Raw genomic sequence first — 15,487 nt, forward strand, 5'->3', positions numbered from 1 at the left:
GTAAACTGACCTTATCGACCGTAGCCTTTAAGGTTCGCTTTTTTCAGCACAGAATCATACTGATGAGACATCAGGTGAGTCTGTACTTGTGCCATAAAGTCCATGATTACTACAACGATAATCAAAACTGATGTACCGCCGAAGTAGAATGGCGTTTGCCACGCCATCGTCATGAATTCAGGCACCAGACAGATAAAGGTTATATACAAAGCACCTGCCAATGTCAGGCGTGTCATCACTTTATCAATGTATTTAGATGTCTGCTCACCTGGACGAATACCTGGGATAAATGCGCCAGATTTCTTAAGGTTATCTGCTGTTTCACGTGGGTTAAAAACCAACGCTGTGTAGAAAAAGCAGAAGAAGATAATAGCCGCAGCTAAAACAAGCGAGTACAACGGTTGACCTGGAGTCAACGTAGTAGCAACAGCTTGTAATACATCAGCGACTGGACCTTCACCTTGGCCGAACCAGCTAGCAATTGTACCAGGGAACAGAATTATACTGCTAGCGAAGATTGGTGGAATAACACCCGCCATATTTACTTTTAGTGGTAAATGCGTGCTTTGGGCAGCAAATACTTGACGACCTTGTTGGCGTTTAGCGTAGTTAACAACAATACGACGTTGTCCACGTTCGAAAAACACTACAAGATAAGTAACAGCGAATACGATTACCGCAACCATCAACAGTACAAAAACATTCAAATCACCTTGGCGCGCCATTTCGACTGTCGAACCAATAGCAGACGGCAAGTTAGCTACAATACCAACAAATATTAGAACAGAGATACCGTTACCGATACCACGCTCTGTTATTTGTTCACCCAACCACATAAGGAACATAGTACCAGTAACTAAACTCACCACAGCGGTGAAATAGAAACCCATACCAGGGTTAACAACTAACCCCTCCATCATGCCCGGTAAGCTAGTAGCAATACCGATTGATTGAATAGTAGCTAGCACAAGCGTGCCATAGCGTGTGTACTGGCTAATTTTTTTACGCCCTTGCTCACCTTCTTTCTTAAGCTCTATAAACGGAGGATACATATGCGTTAATAGTTGCGTAATAATCGAAGCCGAGATATACGGCATAATACCCAGTGCTAACACTGAAGCTCGCTCAAGTGCACCACCACTGAACATGTTGAACATTTCAACAATGGTGCCCTTTTGTTGCTCGAAGAAATCGGCAAGTACAGCGGCGTCAATCCCAGGGATCGGCACAAATGAACCTAGACGGTAAATTATGATAGCACCCAATACGAAGAGTAATCGGCGCTTCAATTCCGAAAGTCCACCTTGTGCACTTTTTGTATCTTGACCTGGTTTAGCCATTAGTACTTCCTTAGTCTTCTACCTTGCCTCCGGCAGCTTCAATAGCTTCGCGAGCACCTTTAGAGGCTTTAAGGCCTTTAACGGTAACAGCGCGTGAAACTTCGCCAGATTTAACAACTTTAACGAAAAGAACGTTCTTTTTAACTAGACCAGCTGCTTGTAACGCGCTTAGGTCTACCACATCGCCTTCAACTTTAGCGATTTCAAAAAGGTTTATTTCTGCAGATACTAAAGATTTGCGAGAAGTAAAACCAAATTTAGGTAGACGACGTTGCATAGGCATTTGACCGCCTTCAAAACCAACGCGTACTTTGCCGCCAGAACGTGATTTTTGACCTTTGTGACCACGACCACCAGTCTTACCTAGACCAGAACCGATACCACGACCAACACGTTTTGGAGCAGTTTTTGAACCTGCAGCAGGTGAAAGTGTATTCAAATGCATCGAATTAACCCTCTACCTTAACCATGTAAGAAACCTTGTTTATCATACCACGTACACATGCTGTGTCTTCTAACTCAACAGTGTGGTTGATACGACGTAAACCAAGACCGCGTAATGTAGCTTTATGTTTCGGTAAACGACCGATAGAGCTTTTTACTTGTGTTACTTTTACAGTTTGATTTGCCATGGTTACCCCAGTATTTCGTCTACGCGAAGGCCACGTTTTGCAGCGATTGACTGTGGAGAATTCATATTCTCAAGAGCCGAAATCGTTGCACGTACTACGTTGATTGGGTTAGTAGAACCGTAACATTTAGAAAGTACGTTCTGAACACCAGTCACTTCTAGTACTGCACGCATAGCACCACCTGCGATGATACCAGTACCTTCAGAGGCTGGTTTCATGAACACTAGTGAGCCAGCATGACGTCCCTTAACAGGATGCTGTAATGTATTGCCATTTAGGTCTACATTGATCATGTTGCGACGTGCTTTTTCCATTGCTTTTTGAATAGCAGCTGGAACTTCACGTGCTTTACCATAACCAAAACCTACTTTACCTGCGCCGTCACCAACTACAGTTAGTGCAGTAAAGCTAAAGATACGACCACCTTTAACTACTTTAGACACACGGTTCACCGCGATTAGCTTTTCAGCTAGATCAGGCTGTTGTTGCTTTGCTTCTACGTTAGCCATAGTCTACTCCTAGAATTGCAAACCGGCTTCACGCGCAGCATCAGCTAGCGCCTTCACACGGCCGTGATATTTAAAGCCACTGCGATCAAAAGCAATCTTTTCGATGCCTTTGTCAGCCGCACGTTCAGCAACCGCTTTGCCAACTGCTTGCGCAGCTTCAACGTTACCGGTGCCTTTAACTGTTTCGCTAATAGCCTTTTCAACAGTAGAAGCAGCAGCCAGTACATTACCCTCAGCATTTACAACTTGAGCGTATATGTGACGTGGCGTGCGGTGGATAACAAGACGCGTTGTGCCTTGTTCAATATAATTTCTACGAGTGCGTTTAGCACGACGTAGACGAGCTGTTTTTTTATCCATCGTCTTACCTTACTTCTTCTTAGCCTCTTTACGGCGTACATTCTCATCTGAATAACGAACACCCTTACCTTTATAAGGCTCAGGTTTACGGTATGCACGAATGTTAGCAGCTGTTTGACCAACTAACTGCTTGTCTACGCCCTTAACTAGAACTTCTGTTTGGCTTGGAGTTTCAATCGTAATTCCTTCAGGAACTGCGAAATTAACTGGGTGTGAGAAGCCAAGAGTTAAATCTAATGTTTTACCCTTCGCTGCAGCACGGTAACCCACGCCTACTAACTGAAGTTTCTTCTCGTAACCTTCATGCGTACCAACAACCATGTTGTTGATTAGAGCGCGAGCAGTACCTGCTTGAGCCCATGCATTAGCTACGCCATCACGAGGTAAAGTAGTAATAACGTTGTCATTTACTTGTACTTCAACAGCGTTGTTGATTGTACGAGTAAGTTCACCGTTTTTGCCTTTAACTGTGATTTCCTGGCCTTTTAATGTAACTTCTACACCGGCAGGAACAGTAATTGGTGCCTTTGCTATGCGAGACATAGTTCCCCTCCGATTAAGCTACAAAACCAATGATTTCACCACCAACACCAGCACTACGTGCTGCGCGGTCTGTCATTAGGCCTTTAGAAGTTGATACGATAGCGATACCAAGACCACCCATTACCTTAGGTAATTGGTCACGTTTCTTATAGATACGTAAACCAGGGCGACTTACACGCTGGATATTTTCAATTACAGCTTTGCCTTCGAAGTACTTCAACTCGATAGAAAGCTCAGGTTTAGTTTCGCCGTTAACAGCGAAATCTACGATATAACCTTCGTCTTTTAGTACTTTAGCTAATGCTACTTTCAGCTTTGAAGTTGGCATCGTTACAGATACTTTCTTCGCTGATTGACCGTTACGAATTCGTGTGAACAAATCCGCGATAGGATCTTGCAAGCTCATAGTCTTACTCCCATGATTCTATTACCAGCTAGCCTTTTTAAGGCCAGGAATTTCACCGCGCATAGCTGCTTCGCGAACTTTAATACGGCTCATGCCGAATTTGCGAAGGAAACCATGTGGGCGGCCCGTAATGTTACAACGATTACGTTGACGTGCAGGGCTAGAATCACGTGGTAAAGCTTGTAGCTTAAGTACCGCGTCCCAACGATCATCTTCAGATGTATTAACATCACTGATGATAGCTTTTAGTGCAGCGCGCTTTTCAGCGTACTGAGCAACTAGTTTTGTGCGCTTTGCTTCGCGCGCTTTCATAGAATTCTTTGCCATAACCCTACCCTTATTTCTTAAATGGGAAGTTAAACGCTTCTAACAACGCACGGCCTTCCTCATCAGATTTCGCAGAAGTAGTGATAGTAATATCCATACCGCGTACACGGTCTACTTTATCGTAATCGATTTCTGGGAAGATGATTTGTTCACGTACGCCCATGCTGTAGTTGCCACGTCCATCAAAAGACTTTGCACTTACGCCACGGAAGTCACGAATACGTGGGATAGCGATTGATACCAAACGCTCAAAAAAGTCCCACATACGCTCGCCGCGTAGGGTTACTTTACAACCAATCGGGTAGCCTTCACGCACTTTAAAGCCAGCAACAGATTTGCGTGCTTTAGTGATTAAAGGTTTCTGACCAGAGATTGCTGCTAGATCCGCTACTGCGTTATCTAAAATCTTCTTGTCAGCTAGGGCTTCGCCCACGCCCATATTCAATGTGATCTTTTCGATCTGAGGGACTTGCATGACAGAGCTGAAACCAAACTTCTCTTGAAGTTCAGCAACTACTTTGTCTTTATATACTTCATGCAGTTTCGCCATCATTCTACTCCAACTATTAGATAGTTTTACCAGTAGATTTAAAGATACGTAATTTCTTACCATCTTCAATCTTGAAACCTACACGATCAGCTTTACTCGTTTCCGAGTTGAAGATCGCAACGTTTGATGCATCCATAGATGCTTCTTTCTCAACAATGCCGCCAGCTTGGTTCAATTGTGGAACCGGCTTTTGGTGTTTCTTGATCAAGTTTATGCCTTCGACAAAGATTCGACCAGATTCAGTAACAACTGAAAGCACTTTTCCGCGCTTACCTTTGTCTTTACCTGCTAGTACGATTACTTCGTCATCACGACGTATTTTTGCTGCCATGATTGGCTCCTTACAGTACTTCTGGGGCTAGTGAAACGATTTTCATGAACTTATCATTACGAAGTTCGCGAGTCACAGGGCCGAAAATACGTGTACCAATTGGCTGTAAGTTATCATTTAAGATAACAGCAGCGTTGCTGTCAAAACGGATCAGAGAACCATCTGGACGGCGAACACCTTTTCTGGTACGCACAACTACCGCGTTTTTAACATCACCTTTCTTCACTTTACCGCGAGGAATAGCTTCTTTTACAGAAACTTTAATGATGTCGCCAATCGCTGCGTAGCGACGGTGAGAACCACCAAGGACTTTTATACACTGCACTTTGCGAGCGCCGCTGTTATCAGCAACTTCCAGCTGAGTTTGCATTTGGATCATGTTAATGACCTCCGGTGTAGTAATTACAACGTGTCTTAAATTTGTTTAAAATCAAGACATTTCGATTAAATCCCACTCAAAAACAAACGAGTTGTCTCTTAAGGGCGGGCAATTGTACCAGCATTGAGGGGGTAGCGATAGGTTATTTTTTAATTAATTTGGAGTGATGGGAAATTAAAGCTGAGTAATTACGGCTATGTAGCTATTTTACAGGTGGTTACAAAACAAACAAGGCACCTGTAATGTGCCTTGTTTGTTTAAAGTGTAATAAATTAACCAAATAAACCTTTTAATTTATCTTTAATTTTATCTTTTGCTTTGTCTTTGGCTTTTTCTTTTGCCTCATCGACCTTCTGCTTAGCTTCATCTTTGAGCGAATCACCAACATCTAGCTTTATACCTACATCGTGGAAAGGCCCTTTTATACGTAGTGGTATTTTAAAGCCAGTGCTGTCATCGGTAGTTCCCTGACCTTCGATAGATCCAACTATACCTGTAACCAAACGATAGTTGACCATTGTTTGCGGTAAATCAACGTCGCCTTCACCTGATATTCTAATAAGTGGGCTGATAAGTGATAGGTCGGTATTTTTGCCAACGCCATTAGTAAAGTTAAAACTTCCAGTTAATGCTGAAAAATCGGTTTGCTCAGATTCTTCAAATCCGGTATCAAGCCCTTCAGATGCAGCACCAAAGTTACCTGAAATGAGTTCCTTACCTTTACGAACCATCTCAGCTATATTCGCACCTTTTACAGCTCCATCAGCAAACTCAAATCCAAGCTTTCCATTAAGCGCACCAATAAACGACTTTTGACTTTGGCCAGTTGTGTTTAGGTTCCAATTTAAAGACCCCTTACCCATTAGCTTGTCAAAACCTGCCGCATCCGTTAATAAAGGCTGTGCATCTATTCCAGCTAAGTCAAAGTTAGTTGATATTTTATAAGGTACTTGCTGTGCGTTTACATTGATAACGCCTTTACCTGACCCTTCATAAGCAGAAAAGCTATCTAGGCTTAGTTTTGCAACGCTATCTTTTAAAGCAACAGTAAATTGATTTGCGCCTAATTTAATATCATTGGCTTTTAATCCACTTGAACGAATCACTACATTTGCATCTAGTGAATTTAATGCACTTAAATCAATTTTAGTGTCATCCCATACTATTGGCTCTGCAGGTTTATCTTCTTGCTCTTCTGGCTCTTCTTGTTTTGCCACTGCTTCAGGTAGATACGGGTTTAAGTCAAGCATACCTAAATCAATATCAGCATTTACTGCTAAACGCTTACCTAGGTTAAGCTCGCTCTTACCTTTTATTTCTAATGCGTCTAACGTCGCAACTAAATCTTCTAAATTAAATTTCTCACCTAGTAGGTGCATTTTACCGTTTACACTAAATCCGTTAAAAGCATTGTCTTTAGCGTCTAGCTCTACACCTTGCCATTTCGCAATACTTTTAACAGACTCACCGCTTAGTGCTAACTGACCTTTAATATCTTGACCTTGCTTAGCTATGCTCCCTTCGAACGTTAAATCAACTAAACGAGAATCTAAGGTTTGTTTAACATTAAAAGTAGCACCTTCAATTGCTTTAGCAGGAGTATCTAATTTTATATCAAGATCAAAACGCTCTTGCATGTAAGTAATACCCCCTTTTACTTCTAATGTTTTACGAAGTGAAGGAAGTAAAATAGCGAGTTCTAAATCGCTAATTTGTTGTTTGGCACCGGTTTGACCATCTAGATAAGTGAATGTGCCGCCATAAATAGCCACCTCACCTAACTCAATATCAAAGTTATCTGGAAGCTTTATCGCTTCACCTGGTTGGCTCTGCTCTTTTGGTTGCTCTGCAACTGCATCAAACAACTGCCAATTGGCTTTACCATTTTTGTCGGTTTCTAATAGGATATTTGGTTCGTTTATAACAAACTTATCTAATTTAAACTCACCACCAAATAATGAAAACCAAGGTATGTGTACAGCAAGCTGTTTCATACTCGCCATATCGGCGCGCGAACCTGATTCCATATTTGCAAAATGCACGTCGTTAAGTTCTAACTTTAATGCAGGGAATACGCTAAGTGTTTTATCACCTTTAATAGTAAGAGTGCGCCCAGTTGTTTGTTCTACCTGTTCTGAAACTTTGTTAAAAATAGTATCAGTAGGGATTAGAAACGGTGCGGCAACAATTAGTGCTATACATAGTAAAAGTATTACACCTACAATTTTAAGTAAGGTTTTCATGATCGTCCTTTCAAACGTGCAAATAATGTTCTTATCATAGCGAGTGTTAGCCTTAAAATCATTGTCGTTCTGATAAAAAAGCTTTTTATTAGATATTACATTCCCATCCTGAATCGCCCCTGAAACATTTTGATACCTTTAGGTTACAAATAAATATTGACCCGGTGAAACCTTAAGGTTACATTGATACCTACAGGTTACATGTTGTAAATATTTTAAAAGGAAATGAGCTATGTCTAATTACGATATTAAAAGTGAAGAAAAATTTATGGGCCAAAATGCATGGTTTTCATTATTCATGGGGGTCACTTTATTAATCATTAGTGTTTACCCAATGCTTAATCAAACATCAGCCCCACTATTGTTTTTAGGAACTGCTGCTTTTTTAGGTTCATTCTTTATGTTTGTAATCAGAGGCGGGTTTACATGGAGAATGAAATACCACCTTACATATAAAGATGAGTATTTAAATACCATCGACACTATTGCCTATAAACATGTCGTGCTTGGCTTACTTTTTAGTATGGGTGGCGTGTACTTACTCTCCGATACTCTTGCTTTAGAAGTATCTCACAGCATGATGGCTACATTTTACCTTGCTGTAATGAGTTTAATATACGGCGTATCAATTCTTTGGCAAAGCAAAGATTAGGAGCAAAAGTGCAAAATAAAATTGCAAAATACCGCAAAGAAGCAGGCCTTTCTCAACAAGACTTGGCTGATCTAATTGCGGTTTCACGTAAGACTATTAGTACAGTAGAAACGGCACGATTTACCCCTTCGGTAATAATTGCTCTAAAAATAGCAAAGCATTTTAATACCTCAGTTGAAAGTCTCTTTGTACTAGATAAAAATGATTGATACATGTTAAAGCGTTAGTCTCATTCTATTAGCAAAAACACCGATTTAGCTACTTCAATTACAACGTATGGAGGACAGCGCTGTTGTTATTAGCGTAATTGCGCTAAAATAGACCAGCAAAAAAATATATATCTAAACCGGAGATTCTACAAGGCATGAAAAAACTGCTAATTTCACCGTCAAAAATGACGCTAGGCGAACAAGAAAATCAAATCTATCAGAACATTCTGAAGCAATCTTCAGAATTAAGCCTTAACCTTATGGCCGTGAAAGTAGAAAACCACCCTGATGATTTTTTACCTTGGTGTTACGAATTGCTAAGTGCAAGCAGAGATCGTATGAACTACGATTTACTAGAGCCGCAGCAATTACCAGTACTTAAGAAGCTACACGATCAGCTTATTTCAGCTATCAGCTTTTTACAGGTTAAAACTTTACGTATTGCTCCGTGGCCTGTAGTAAGTGTATTTGTAGAACAACACAAAGACGTTATTGCTCTTGATGAACAGCTTCGCTTAGTAGACTACATTAAAAGCATTCGTGAACAATCTCTTAAAGATATGATTCCTGAAGACTTACTTGCGTTTAGCGGTAAGCACATGGCATCACTTGATCCAAGCACATACAACTTTGACGTTGAATGGTTTGCATCAACAAAAAGTGCGAAGAGCTTTCATCAAATGCTTGGCGATTTACCAGGTGCCTTTGACGATGCACTAGTAAATATTCCACTTGAAGGTGACATTACTCAATACGAATATCAACAATTTGTTGCTGCTTATTCAAAAATATTCACCGACAATAATGAAAAACCAACACTTGCGCCTGCAACACGACTGCTTGCAATGCGTCGCCCTGATATATTTACTCCGATCACAAACAATCGATTAGATGCATTATGCGGTGCCCTTGGTGTTTCTAAACTAAAAAATAGTGATTTTGAGCGTTACTGGCAAGATATTGTAAAAGGTATTCAAGCTATGTCATGGTACAAAATGGCTAAACCTAGTAATGAGTTAGAAGAACAATTAGTTGCTATTAAAGCGCTAATCCCATGTTTTTTTCACTATGCTGATGCTAAAACACCAGATAACTCTAACTACATCAAACTGTTAAGTAAGCCTAAACGAACTACAACTACGACAGGTAAAACTCAGCGTAGAGGTAAAGAGTCTGCAGAAATTTTAGTAGACCGCGCACTTGCTGCTGACGATATTCCTGAGCACATTCGCAGTAAGCGCGATTCAATTGTGAGTGAAGTTCAAAAAGGTCGTAGTGTAAACGAAACAATTAGCCTTATGCGCACTATATTTGGCTAAAAACTTCTAATTTAGCCGTACTTTTATGGTGCGGCTAGGTTAATTTATGCACCAGCAGTGTGCGCAACATCTTCCTACATGCCATATCTCTTCTCAATCTATAAAATACAAGCCCATGTTTTTAATGTATAAAAATAATTTTTAATAAAAAATAATGAAGCTGGCACATACAGTGCAATTATCCCGTTAGTTAAACAATAAAAAGCCGTCAGCCTAAAGGTTCCGAATACATAATAAAAACCTTGGCGAGCAAAAATCATATAACGGGAAATGGACATGCTAAAACTAAAAAAAACCATTGCTATAGGTGCTATAGCATTAATGGGCGCAACATCTTTAACGTCAACAGCCGTACATGCTGAAGTAACTGCTAATGCAGCGGCAACATCAAACTACTTATGGCGTGGTCAAGAGCAAACTGGGGGCGATGCAGCTATTTCAGGCGGTATTGATTACGCCAATGAATCGGGCTTTTATGCAGGTACTTGGGCTTCAAACGCATCGTGGGCCGATGAAATGACCTATGAGCTTGACTTATATGCAGGCTTTGGTGGCGACATTAACGAAAGTGTTAGCTACGATGTTGGCTATATTTATTACGCTTACCCAGATGCCGCTTCTGAAGCTGACGCCGATTTCTCTGAAATTTACGGTAGCATTAGTGTTGAAGGCTTCACATTTGGTGCTTCAGTACTTGCAACATCAGCTGCAAGTGGTGATGGTACAGACTTTGGTGATTCACTTTACCTGACAGCTGACTACGGTTTTGCTGTTGGCAGTAACGGCACTGAAATGGCACTTCACTTAGGCCACTACTCTGGTGACTTTATTGGCGATGATAATATCTTAGATTACGGTGTATCAATTTCGAAAGATGGGTTCACTTTTGGTTTATCTGATACAGATATGGATGACTCAGATATTAAAGCTTACGTTGCTTATTCTGTAGACTTTAATTTATAAGAAAGAATGTGTTACTTGCTGCGACACGAAGGGCCTTTTGGCCCTTTTCTTGTTTTTGAACAAGACCCCTTACATCTGTTAACAAACCGTTACAATTGAATGAAAACAATACATACATTTTCCTTTATTCTATTACCTAGTCACTGGGCATTTATAACTGCCTAGCCATAAAATAGGTATAAAGGAATAATAATGAAATCACCTAACGCGTTTAGCGCCCTACTCGATATTTATATAAGTCCTAGTAAAGCTTTCAATGGTGTTGAACACGCCAAAGGTTGGTCATGGCTTGCTTTTATAGTGATGTCTTTAGTTTCAATGGCGAGTATTTATATTTTTTATTCCACTGTTGATATGCAGTTTTTGATTAATGAGCAAGTAGCAGCATCAACTATTGATGCGACGATTGGCGAGCAAAAAATGATTCGCCAAAGTATAGAGCAAAATGCAGAAGGCCAAATATGGTTTGGTTTGTTTGGCGGCGTAATTGCGCTGGCTATCATGAATGCATTAATGGCACTTTATTATATGCTTGTGGCAAAACAAGATCCTGAATCAGAACATAGCTACGGAGCTTGGTATGGATTCGCTACCTGGACAATAATGCCAGTTGTTATTTCAAGCCTAGGCACAATTGCTCTTGTACTAAGTGCAAGTACAGATCAAATATCTCAACAAGCCGTATTTAGCTACGCATCTATTAACCAATTAATAATAGGACTTGAAGTTGGCCATCCTTTTTATAGCTTATTAGAATCAATAAACTTATTTAGCTTTTGGAGCATTGCGCTGGGAATGATCGGCTTAAAATGCTGGACTAATTTTTCAACTAACAAAGCACTCCTATTCTCTGCACTTCCTTCAATTATTATTTTTGGTATTTGGGCAATCATTGCAGCAAGTTAACTCTTAAGTGGAGGTAGATACTAGCTCCACATTACTTAATTCACGGATAGATAAAATGAAAAAAGCAATAATCATCACACTCGCTGTAGGCGCATTTATAGCCCTAATTGTGTCAAAGCAAATTTCTGGCGATAAAAAACAAGCCGAAGTAAATATTGCTCAAGTAGAGCTTGGCGACATTGCTGACTCAATAATGGCTTCAGGTAATTTAGTTTTTAATACACAAGTGCAATTACGCTCTGAAGTGACAGGCCGAGTAGATAAAATATTTGTTCAAGAAGGCCAAGGAGTTAAACAAGGCGATATGTTAATGCGCCTTGATACAACTGCTTTTGAATCAGAAGTCACCCGTAGTAAAGCAATCCTTCGCGCCACAGAAATTGAAATTAAACACAATAAAACACGCCTTGCTAACCTAGAGCGCCAACTTAAAAGACAAAAAGACTTATATGATGTCGGTTTAGGTAATCAAGAGAGCTACGAGAATATTGAAAGCGCACGCGATCTAGCTAAAATCGATATTGAATCACGCATAGAGTCGTACAACCAAGCACAAGCGTCACTACAAATTGCGCAAGATCGCTTAAGTAAAAGTGTATTTAGAGCTCCAATGAGCGGCTTGCTTGCATCTGTAAATATTAAAGAAGGTGAAACCGTTATAGCCGGTACGACTAATATTATTGGCTCTGATTTAATGCTAGTAGCCGATCCTAGCGCTATCTTAGCCGAGCTACGTGTGGATGAAACCGACATTGCGAGCATTAAGCTTAACCAAAAAGCGAATATTTATGCGGCCGCATACCCTAATAAACCATTTAGCGGCACAGTAATCAATATTGGTACTTCAGCTAAAAACCAAGCCGGCTCTCAAGGTTTATCGTTTAAAGTAAAAGTATTACTCGATACTACTGAGCGCCAGCTATATGCAGGAATGAGCTGTAGAGCAGAGATCGCAACAAGCATTGCCGAAAACGGTTTAAAACTTCCAATAGAAGCAATCCAAAAAGAAGACGATAAAACATTTGTATGGCGACTAAATAGTGATAACACCGTTAGCAAAATTGCCGTAACTGTTGGAATATCATCTGATATAGAGCAAGCAATTACTGACGGCTTAAATGAGGGCGACAAAATAGTTATTGGCCCTGCGCGCCCAGTAAGTCTTCTGACTGAAGGTGATGTGGTAAAACTTAAATCAGATGCAGACAAGGAAGAAGCCTAATGTCTGCGGTAATCAAGCTAGAGCATATTAATAAACAATACAAAATGGGCTCAGAGGTATTTAAGGCACTTGATGATGTAAACGTACATATAATGCAAAACGAATACGTGGCGATTATAGGACCTTCAGGTTCAGGCAAGTCGACCTTAATGAACTTATTAGGCTGTTTAGATACACCCAGCAGTGGCGAATACTACTTAAAAGATAAACTAGTAAAAAGTATGACCGAGACAGAGCTTGCTCATCAGCGTAATGAAAGTGTCGGGTTTATATTTCAAAGCTTTAACTTAATACCACGTGCAACCGCACTAGAAAATGTAATGCAGCCTTTAGTATATCGCTTTATTCCTAGTAAACAACGCAAGCAACAAGCTCTAGAAGCACTAAAGCGGGTAGGTCTCGGTGATAAAGTTAATCATTTATCTAGCCAGCTATCGGGCGGGCAACGTCAACGTGTTGCTATTGCCCGCGCTTTAGTCACAAAACCACATATATTATTAGGAGATGAACCCACAGGTAATCTTGATAGTAAAACGACCCGCGAAATTATGGATTTGTTTGATGAGCTGCATAACGAAGGTCACACTATTATTTTAGTAACACATGAGCAAGAAATTGCCGATCATTGCCAACGCGTGATTCGTTTAGTGGACGGTAAAGTGGTAAGTGATGTAACTAAAGATGAAGGAATCAAGCAGCATGTTTAAATCAGCTCTTGCCATAATGGAAGGCACTAAAGCCGCTTTTTCAGCTATTAAAGCTAATGCAATGCGCAGCGCACTGACCTGTTTGGGCATTATTATTGGTGTTGCCGCCGTAGTTACTGTCGTTGCAGTAATGCAAGGTTTTACAAAGCAAATAAACGATCAACTTGCGGATATGTCGCCAGATGTAACAACAATAAAACCTTACACCAGTATTGAACTTGAAATGGTTGGTAAAAATGCCAAGCTTACCTACGACGATTTTTTAGCTTTAAAGTCGCGTATAAAAGAAGCTGAAACGCTAACTGCCCTAATGTTTACCTGGCGCTTTTCGGGGGAGCTGAGTATGGAAATAAAAGCCATTCATCGCGTGTTATCGGTACCGAGCAAGACTATCAAAAAGCGTATCGTACTTATCCTGAACTTGGTCGTTTTATTCGTGCTGAGGACGATGATAAACGAAGAAGGGTCGCATTTATCGGCCCTTCAATCATAGAAAAGCTAAACCTTCCTGAAAACCCAGTAGGTGAATATATAAAGCTAGGTGGTGAATGGTTTAGAATTATTGGCGTTGCTGAAAAACAAGGTAGCTTATTTGGTTTTGACCAAGACGATTACATTAATATTCCAATTAGTACCATGAGTGCTTTAGAAGGCGGAAGTACACAAACTAATGTGCAAATTATGTTTAGGTTAAATGAAGGTACTAACGAAGAACAAGTGCTTGCAAAAATAACTCGTGTATTGCGCCAACTACATAAACTAAAAGAGAAAGATGAAAACGACTTTGAATTTGAAACCGCTGAAAAATCTCGTGCTCAAATAGATAAATTTACCAGCAGTGCTACTGCTATTACTGCTGGTATTGTAGGAATAAGCTTACTTGTTGGCGGTATTGGTGTTATGAATATAATGCTAGTGTCGGTCACTGAACGCACACGCGTTATTGGTACATTAAAAGCACTAGGCGCAACACCTGGTTTTATTATGCTGCAGTTTTTAGTTGAAGCCGTTGTGCTTTCACTTTTTGGTGGCTTAATAGGACTCATTATAGGATATGGCGCTGCAGGGCTTATTTCGTTTTTAGTCCCAAGTATGCCTGATGCATATATACCAGTATGGGCTGTAATACTATCGTTCGGATTTACATCAATGATTGGGATTATATTTGGTTTAGCCCCTGCTATTAAAGCAGCAAGACTAAACCCTATAGATGCACTGCGTTACGAATAACTATTTTAAATAATTATTTAGCTTTAAATGGTACCTTATTACATTGTACTTCTACTGTTTTAGGGTACCAAGCTGGGCCGATTTGATTCACAACCACCTCAGCTAAACCATTAGTAAGCGATTTATACGTATGAACGCTTTGCCACTCCCCTTGTGGGCACTGTTTTGTTAAATCTAACGGCTCTGATCCCTCGTATAACGCAAGTGCGAAATTATGATGCCACTGTGAACTTTTTAGCATCTTATTGCTTACTTTGCTCTGTATACCGTTATCAAAGTAAATATTTGTACACCCCGTTAAAATAATCAGTGTGCAACCGGCTGCAAATAGCTTGATGCTCATAATGTCTCCCCTAGTACTTGCTCTTGGCACCACACTTTAATGGTATGAGGCGAGTATATTCCAAGCGTAATTAAACTCAGCGCTCCATCACTAAACGTTTGTTGTGACTGCATTTGAATAACCGGTGTATTTGAACATATTTGTTTTACGTCTACCCGCTGCTCACCCACTAATCCCCATAAATAAAATGGGCGGCTATCTTCGTAATTAGCTTGGCTCGTTATTTTTGCTGTTGCCTGTGGCTGAATGGTTACCGCAGAACAAGCACTGAGGCTTAATGCTATCGCCCCTATAATTAATGGTTTCATACTCCTCC

General features: G+C 40.4%; 21 protein-coding genes and 1 pseudogene. 8 read left to right on the forward strand and 14 right to left on the reverse strand.

All coding sequences use genetic code 11. The features are described from left to right. Window positions 1-11: 11 nt before the first annotated feature. The 12 genes from secY to FFU37_RS14305 all read right to left on the reverse strand — a co-directional run bounded on the left by secY (window position 12) and on the right by FFU37_RS14305 (window position 7,620). Window positions 12-1,340 (reverse strand): preprotein translocase subunit SecY, encoded by a 1,329-nt coding sequence (secY, locus tag FFU37_RS14250; RefSeq protein ID WP_002959478.1) that lies wholly within the window; start codon window positions 1,338-1,340, stop codon window positions 12-14. A 10-nt stretch (window positions 1,341-1,350) separates the two neighbouring features. Continuing rightward, a complete protein-coding gene (rplO, locus tag FFU37_RS14255) occupies window positions 1,351-1,785 on the reverse strand; it encodes a 50S ribosomal protein L15 (RefSeq protein ID WP_002959480.1) in 435 nt (144 codons plus the stop codon). A 4-nt stretch (window positions 1,786-1,789) separates the two neighbouring features. Next, the gene (rpmD, locus tag FFU37_RS14260; RefSeq protein WP_002959482.1) at window positions 1,790-1,972 is read right to left on the reverse strand and encodes a 50S ribosomal protein L30; all 183 of its coding nucleotides are present in this window, start codon (window positions 1,970-1,972) and stop codon (window positions 1,790-1,792) included. A gap of 2 nt (window positions 1,973-1,974) precedes the next feature. After that, entirely contained in the window at window positions 1,975-2,481 is a 507-nt protein-coding gene (gene rpsE, locus FFU37_RS14265; RefSeq protein ID WP_002959485.1) for a 30S ribosomal protein S5, read from the reverse strand. Window positions 2,482-2,490: 9 nt separating this feature from the next. Then, entirely contained in the window at window positions 2,491-2,841 is a 351-nt protein-coding gene (gene rplR, locus FFU37_RS14270; protein ID WP_002959486.1) for a 50S ribosomal protein L18, read from the reverse strand. Between the two features lie 9 nt (window positions 2,842-2,850). Next, a complete protein-coding gene (gene rplF, locus FFU37_RS14275) occupies window positions 2,851-3,384 on the reverse strand; it encodes a 50S ribosomal protein L6 (protein WP_002959488.1) in 534 nt (177 codons plus the stop codon). Between the two features lie 13 nt (window positions 3,385-3,397). Continuing rightward, the gene (gene rpsH / locus FFU37_RS14280; RefSeq protein ID WP_002959491.1) at window positions 3,398-3,790 is read right to left on the reverse strand and encodes a 30S ribosomal protein S8; all 393 of its coding nucleotides are present in this window, start codon (window positions 3,788-3,790) and stop codon (window positions 3,398-3,400) included. Between the two features lie 21 nt (window positions 3,791-3,811). Further along, the gene (rpsN, locus tag FFU37_RS14285; protein ID WP_006794245.1) at window positions 3,812-4,117 is read right to left on the reverse strand and encodes a 30S ribosomal protein S14; all 306 of its coding nucleotides are present in this window, start codon (window positions 4,115-4,117) and stop codon (window positions 3,812-3,814) included. A gap of 10 nt (window positions 4,118-4,127) precedes the next feature. Further along, window positions 4,128-4,667 (reverse strand): 50S ribosomal protein L5, encoded by a 540-nt coding sequence (gene rplE, locus FFU37_RS14290; RefSeq protein WP_010554915.1) that lies wholly within the window; start codon window positions 4,665-4,667, stop codon window positions 4,128-4,130. Window positions 4,668-4,683: 16 nt separating this feature from the next. Beyond that, a complete protein-coding gene (gene rplX, locus FFU37_RS14295) occupies window positions 4,684-4,998 on the reverse strand; it encodes a 50S ribosomal protein L24 (RefSeq protein ID WP_002959496.1) in 315 nt (104 codons plus the stop codon). 10 nt (window positions 4,999-5,008) lie between these two features. Continuing rightward, complete coding sequence (gene rplN, locus FFU37_RS14300) at window positions 5,009-5,377, reverse strand: 50S ribosomal protein L14 (protein ID WP_002959498.1); 369 nt, start codon at window positions 5,375-5,377, stop codon at window positions 5,009-5,011. Window positions 5,378-5,649: 272 nt separating this feature from the next. After that, the gene (locus tag FFU37_RS14305) at window positions 5,650-7,620 is read right to left on the reverse strand and encodes an AsmA family protein (protein ID WP_138489760.1); all 1,971 of its coding nucleotides are present in this window, start codon (window positions 7,618-7,620) and stop codon (window positions 5,650-5,652) included. A 232-nt stretch (window positions 7,621-7,852) separates the two neighbouring features. Here FFU37_RS14305 and FFU37_RS14310 point away from each other — a divergent pair, with 232 nt between their 5' ends. From FFU37_RS14310 to FFU37_RS20520, 8 genes and pseudogenes are all read left to right on the forward strand, one after another. Then, entirely contained in the window at window positions 7,853-8,272 is a 420-nt protein-coding gene (locus FFU37_RS14310) for a hypothetical protein (RefSeq protein ID WP_002959502.1), read from the forward strand. 8 nt (window positions 8,273-8,280) lie between these two features. Then, window positions 8,281-8,481 carry a helix-turn-helix transcriptional regulator gene (locus FFU37_RS14315; protein WP_002959505.1) on the forward strand — a complete coding sequence of 67 codons (201 nt, stop codon included), beginning with the start codon at window positions 8,281-8,283 and terminating at the stop codon, window positions 8,479-8,481. A gap of 155 nt (window positions 8,482-8,636) precedes the next feature. Then, entirely contained in the window at window positions 8,637-9,800 is a 1,164-nt protein-coding gene (locus FFU37_RS14320; protein WP_024606326.1) for a hypothetical protein, read from the forward strand. A gap of 276 nt (window positions 9,801-10,076) precedes the next feature. Further along, the gene (locus FFU37_RS14330; RefSeq protein WP_033020855.1) at window positions 10,077-10,763 is read left to right on the forward strand and encodes a TorF family putative porin; all 687 of its coding nucleotides are present in this window, start codon (window positions 10,077-10,079) and stop codon (window positions 10,761-10,763) included. Between the two features lie 192 nt (window positions 10,764-10,955). Then, window positions 10,956-11,669, forward strand: coding sequence for a YIP1 family protein (locus tag FFU37_RS14335; protein WP_138489762.1), 714 nt, complete (start codon window positions 10,956-10,958; stop codon window positions 11,667-11,669). Between the two features lie 55 nt (window positions 11,670-11,724). Further along, window positions 11,725-12,891 carry an efflux RND transporter periplasmic adaptor subunit gene (locus FFU37_RS14340; RefSeq protein WP_138489763.1) on the forward strand — a complete coding sequence of 389 codons (1,167 nt, stop codon included), beginning with the start codon at window positions 11,725-11,727 and terminating at the stop codon, window positions 12,889-12,891. Then, a complete protein-coding gene (locus FFU37_RS14345; protein ID WP_024594267.1) occupies window positions 12,891-13,598 on the forward strand; it encodes an ABC transporter ATP-binding protein in 708 nt (235 codons plus the stop codon). The genes FFU37_RS14340 and FFU37_RS14345 overlap by 1 nt, the downstream gene beginning before the upstream one ends. Beyond that, window positions 13,591-14,828 (forward strand): annotated as a pseudogene (locus tag FFU37_RS20520) (ABC transporter permease). The gene FFU37_RS14345 and the pseudogene FFU37_RS20520 overlap by 8 nt, the downstream one beginning before the upstream one ends. A gap of 13 nt (window positions 14,829-14,841) precedes the next feature. Here the strand turns inward: FFU37_RS20520 and FFU37_RS14355 are convergent. Beyond that, window positions 14,842-15,171 carry a Bor/Iss family lipoprotein gene (locus FFU37_RS14355; protein ID WP_138489764.1) on the reverse strand — a complete coding sequence of 110 codons (330 nt, stop codon included), beginning with the start codon at window positions 15,169-15,171 and terminating at the stop codon, window positions 14,842-14,844. Beyond that, window positions 15,168-15,479: a Bor family protein gene (locus tag FFU37_RS14360; RefSeq protein WP_002959514.1), complete on the reverse strand. Its 312-nt coding sequence runs from the start codon at window positions 15,477-15,479 to the stop codon at window positions 15,168-15,170. Before FFU37_RS14360 ends, FFU37_RS14355 begins: the two co-directional genes overlap by 4 nt. Between the last annotated feature and the right edge of the window lie 8 nt (window positions 15,480-15,487).

It is taken from the genome of Pseudoalteromonas distincta (assembly GCF_005877035.1).
Taxonomy (GTDB): domain Bacteria; phylum Pseudomonadota; class Gammaproteobacteria; order Enterobacterales; family Alteromonadaceae; genus Pseudoalteromonas; species Pseudoalteromonas distincta.

Bases quoted from the DNA above. Each gene is read 5' to 3' on its own strand.
- rplF (WP_002959488.1), bottom strand. From the start codon at position 3,384: ATGTCTCGCATAGCAAAGGCACCAATTACTGTTCCTGCCGGTGTAGAA.
- FFU37_RS14340 (WP_138489763.1), top strand. From the start codon at position 11,725: ATGAAAAAAGCAATAATCATCACACTCGCTGTAGGCGCATTTATAGCC.
- rpsN (WP_006794245.1), bottom strand. From the start codon at position 4,117: ATGGCAAAGAATTCTATGAAAGCGCGCGAAGCAAAGCGCACAAAACTA.
- rplX (WP_002959496.1), bottom strand. From the start codon at position 4,998: ATGGCAGCAAAAATACGTCGTGATGACGAAGTAATCGTACTAGCAGGT.
- rpsH (WP_002959491.1), bottom strand. From the start codon at position 3,790: ATGAGCTTGCAAGATCCTATCGCGGATTTGTTCACACGAATTCGTAAC.
- FFU37_RS14320 (WP_024606326.1), top strand. From the start codon at position 8,637: ATGAAAAAACTGCTAATTTCACCGTCAAAAATGACGCTAGGCGAACAA.
- FFU37_RS14305 (WP_138489760.1), bottom strand. From the start codon at position 7,620: ATGAAAACCTTACTTAAAATTGTAGGTGTAATACTTTTACTATGTATA.
- FFU37_RS14345 (WP_024594267.1), top strand. From the start codon at position 12,891: ATGTCTGCGGTAATCAAGCTAGAGCATATTAATAAACAATACAAAATG.
- FFU37_RS14330 (WP_033020855.1), top strand. From the start codon at position 10,077: ATGCTAAAACTAAAAAAAACCATTGCTATAGGTGCTATAGCATTAATG.
- rplR (WP_002959486.1), bottom strand. From the start codon at position 2,841: ATGGATAAAAAAACAGCTCGTCTACGTCGTGCTAAACGCACTCGTAGA.
- FFU37_RS14355 (WP_138489764.1), bottom strand. From the start codon at position 15,171: ATGAGCATCAAGCTATTTGCAGCCGGTTGCACACTGATTATTTTAACG.
- rpsE (WP_002959485.1), bottom strand. From the start codon at position 2,481: ATGGCTAACGTAGAAGCAAAGCAACAACAGCCTGATCTAGCTGAAAAG.
- FFU37_RS14360 (WP_002959514.1), bottom strand. From the start codon at position 15,479: ATGAAACCATTAATTATAGGGGCGATAGCATTAAGCCTCAGTGCTTGT.
- rplE (WP_010554915.1), bottom strand. From the start codon at position 4,667: ATGGCGAAACTGCATGAAGTATATAAAGACAAAGTAGTTGCTGAACTT.
- rplO (WP_002959480.1), bottom strand. From the start codon at position 1,785: ATGCATTTGAATACACTTTCACCTGCTGCAGGTTCAAAAACTGCTCCA.
- FFU37_RS14310 (WP_002959502.1), top strand. From the start codon at position 7,853: ATGTCTAATTACGATATTAAAAGTGAAGAAAAATTTATGGGCCAAAAT.
- rpmD (WP_002959482.1), bottom strand. From the start codon at position 1,972: ATGGCAAATCAAACTGTAAAAGTAACACAAGTAAAAAGCTCTATCGGT.
- FFU37_RS14335 (WP_138489762.1), top strand. From the start codon at position 10,956: ATGAAATCACCTAACGCGTTTAGCGCCCTACTCGATATTTATATAAGT.
- rplN (WP_002959498.1), bottom strand. From the start codon at position 5,377: ATGATCCAAATGCAAACTCAGCTGGAAGTTGCTGATAACAGCGGCGCT.
- secY (WP_002959478.1), bottom strand. From the start codon at position 1,340: ATGGCTAAACCAGGTCAAGATACAAAAAGTGCACAAGGTGGACTTTCG.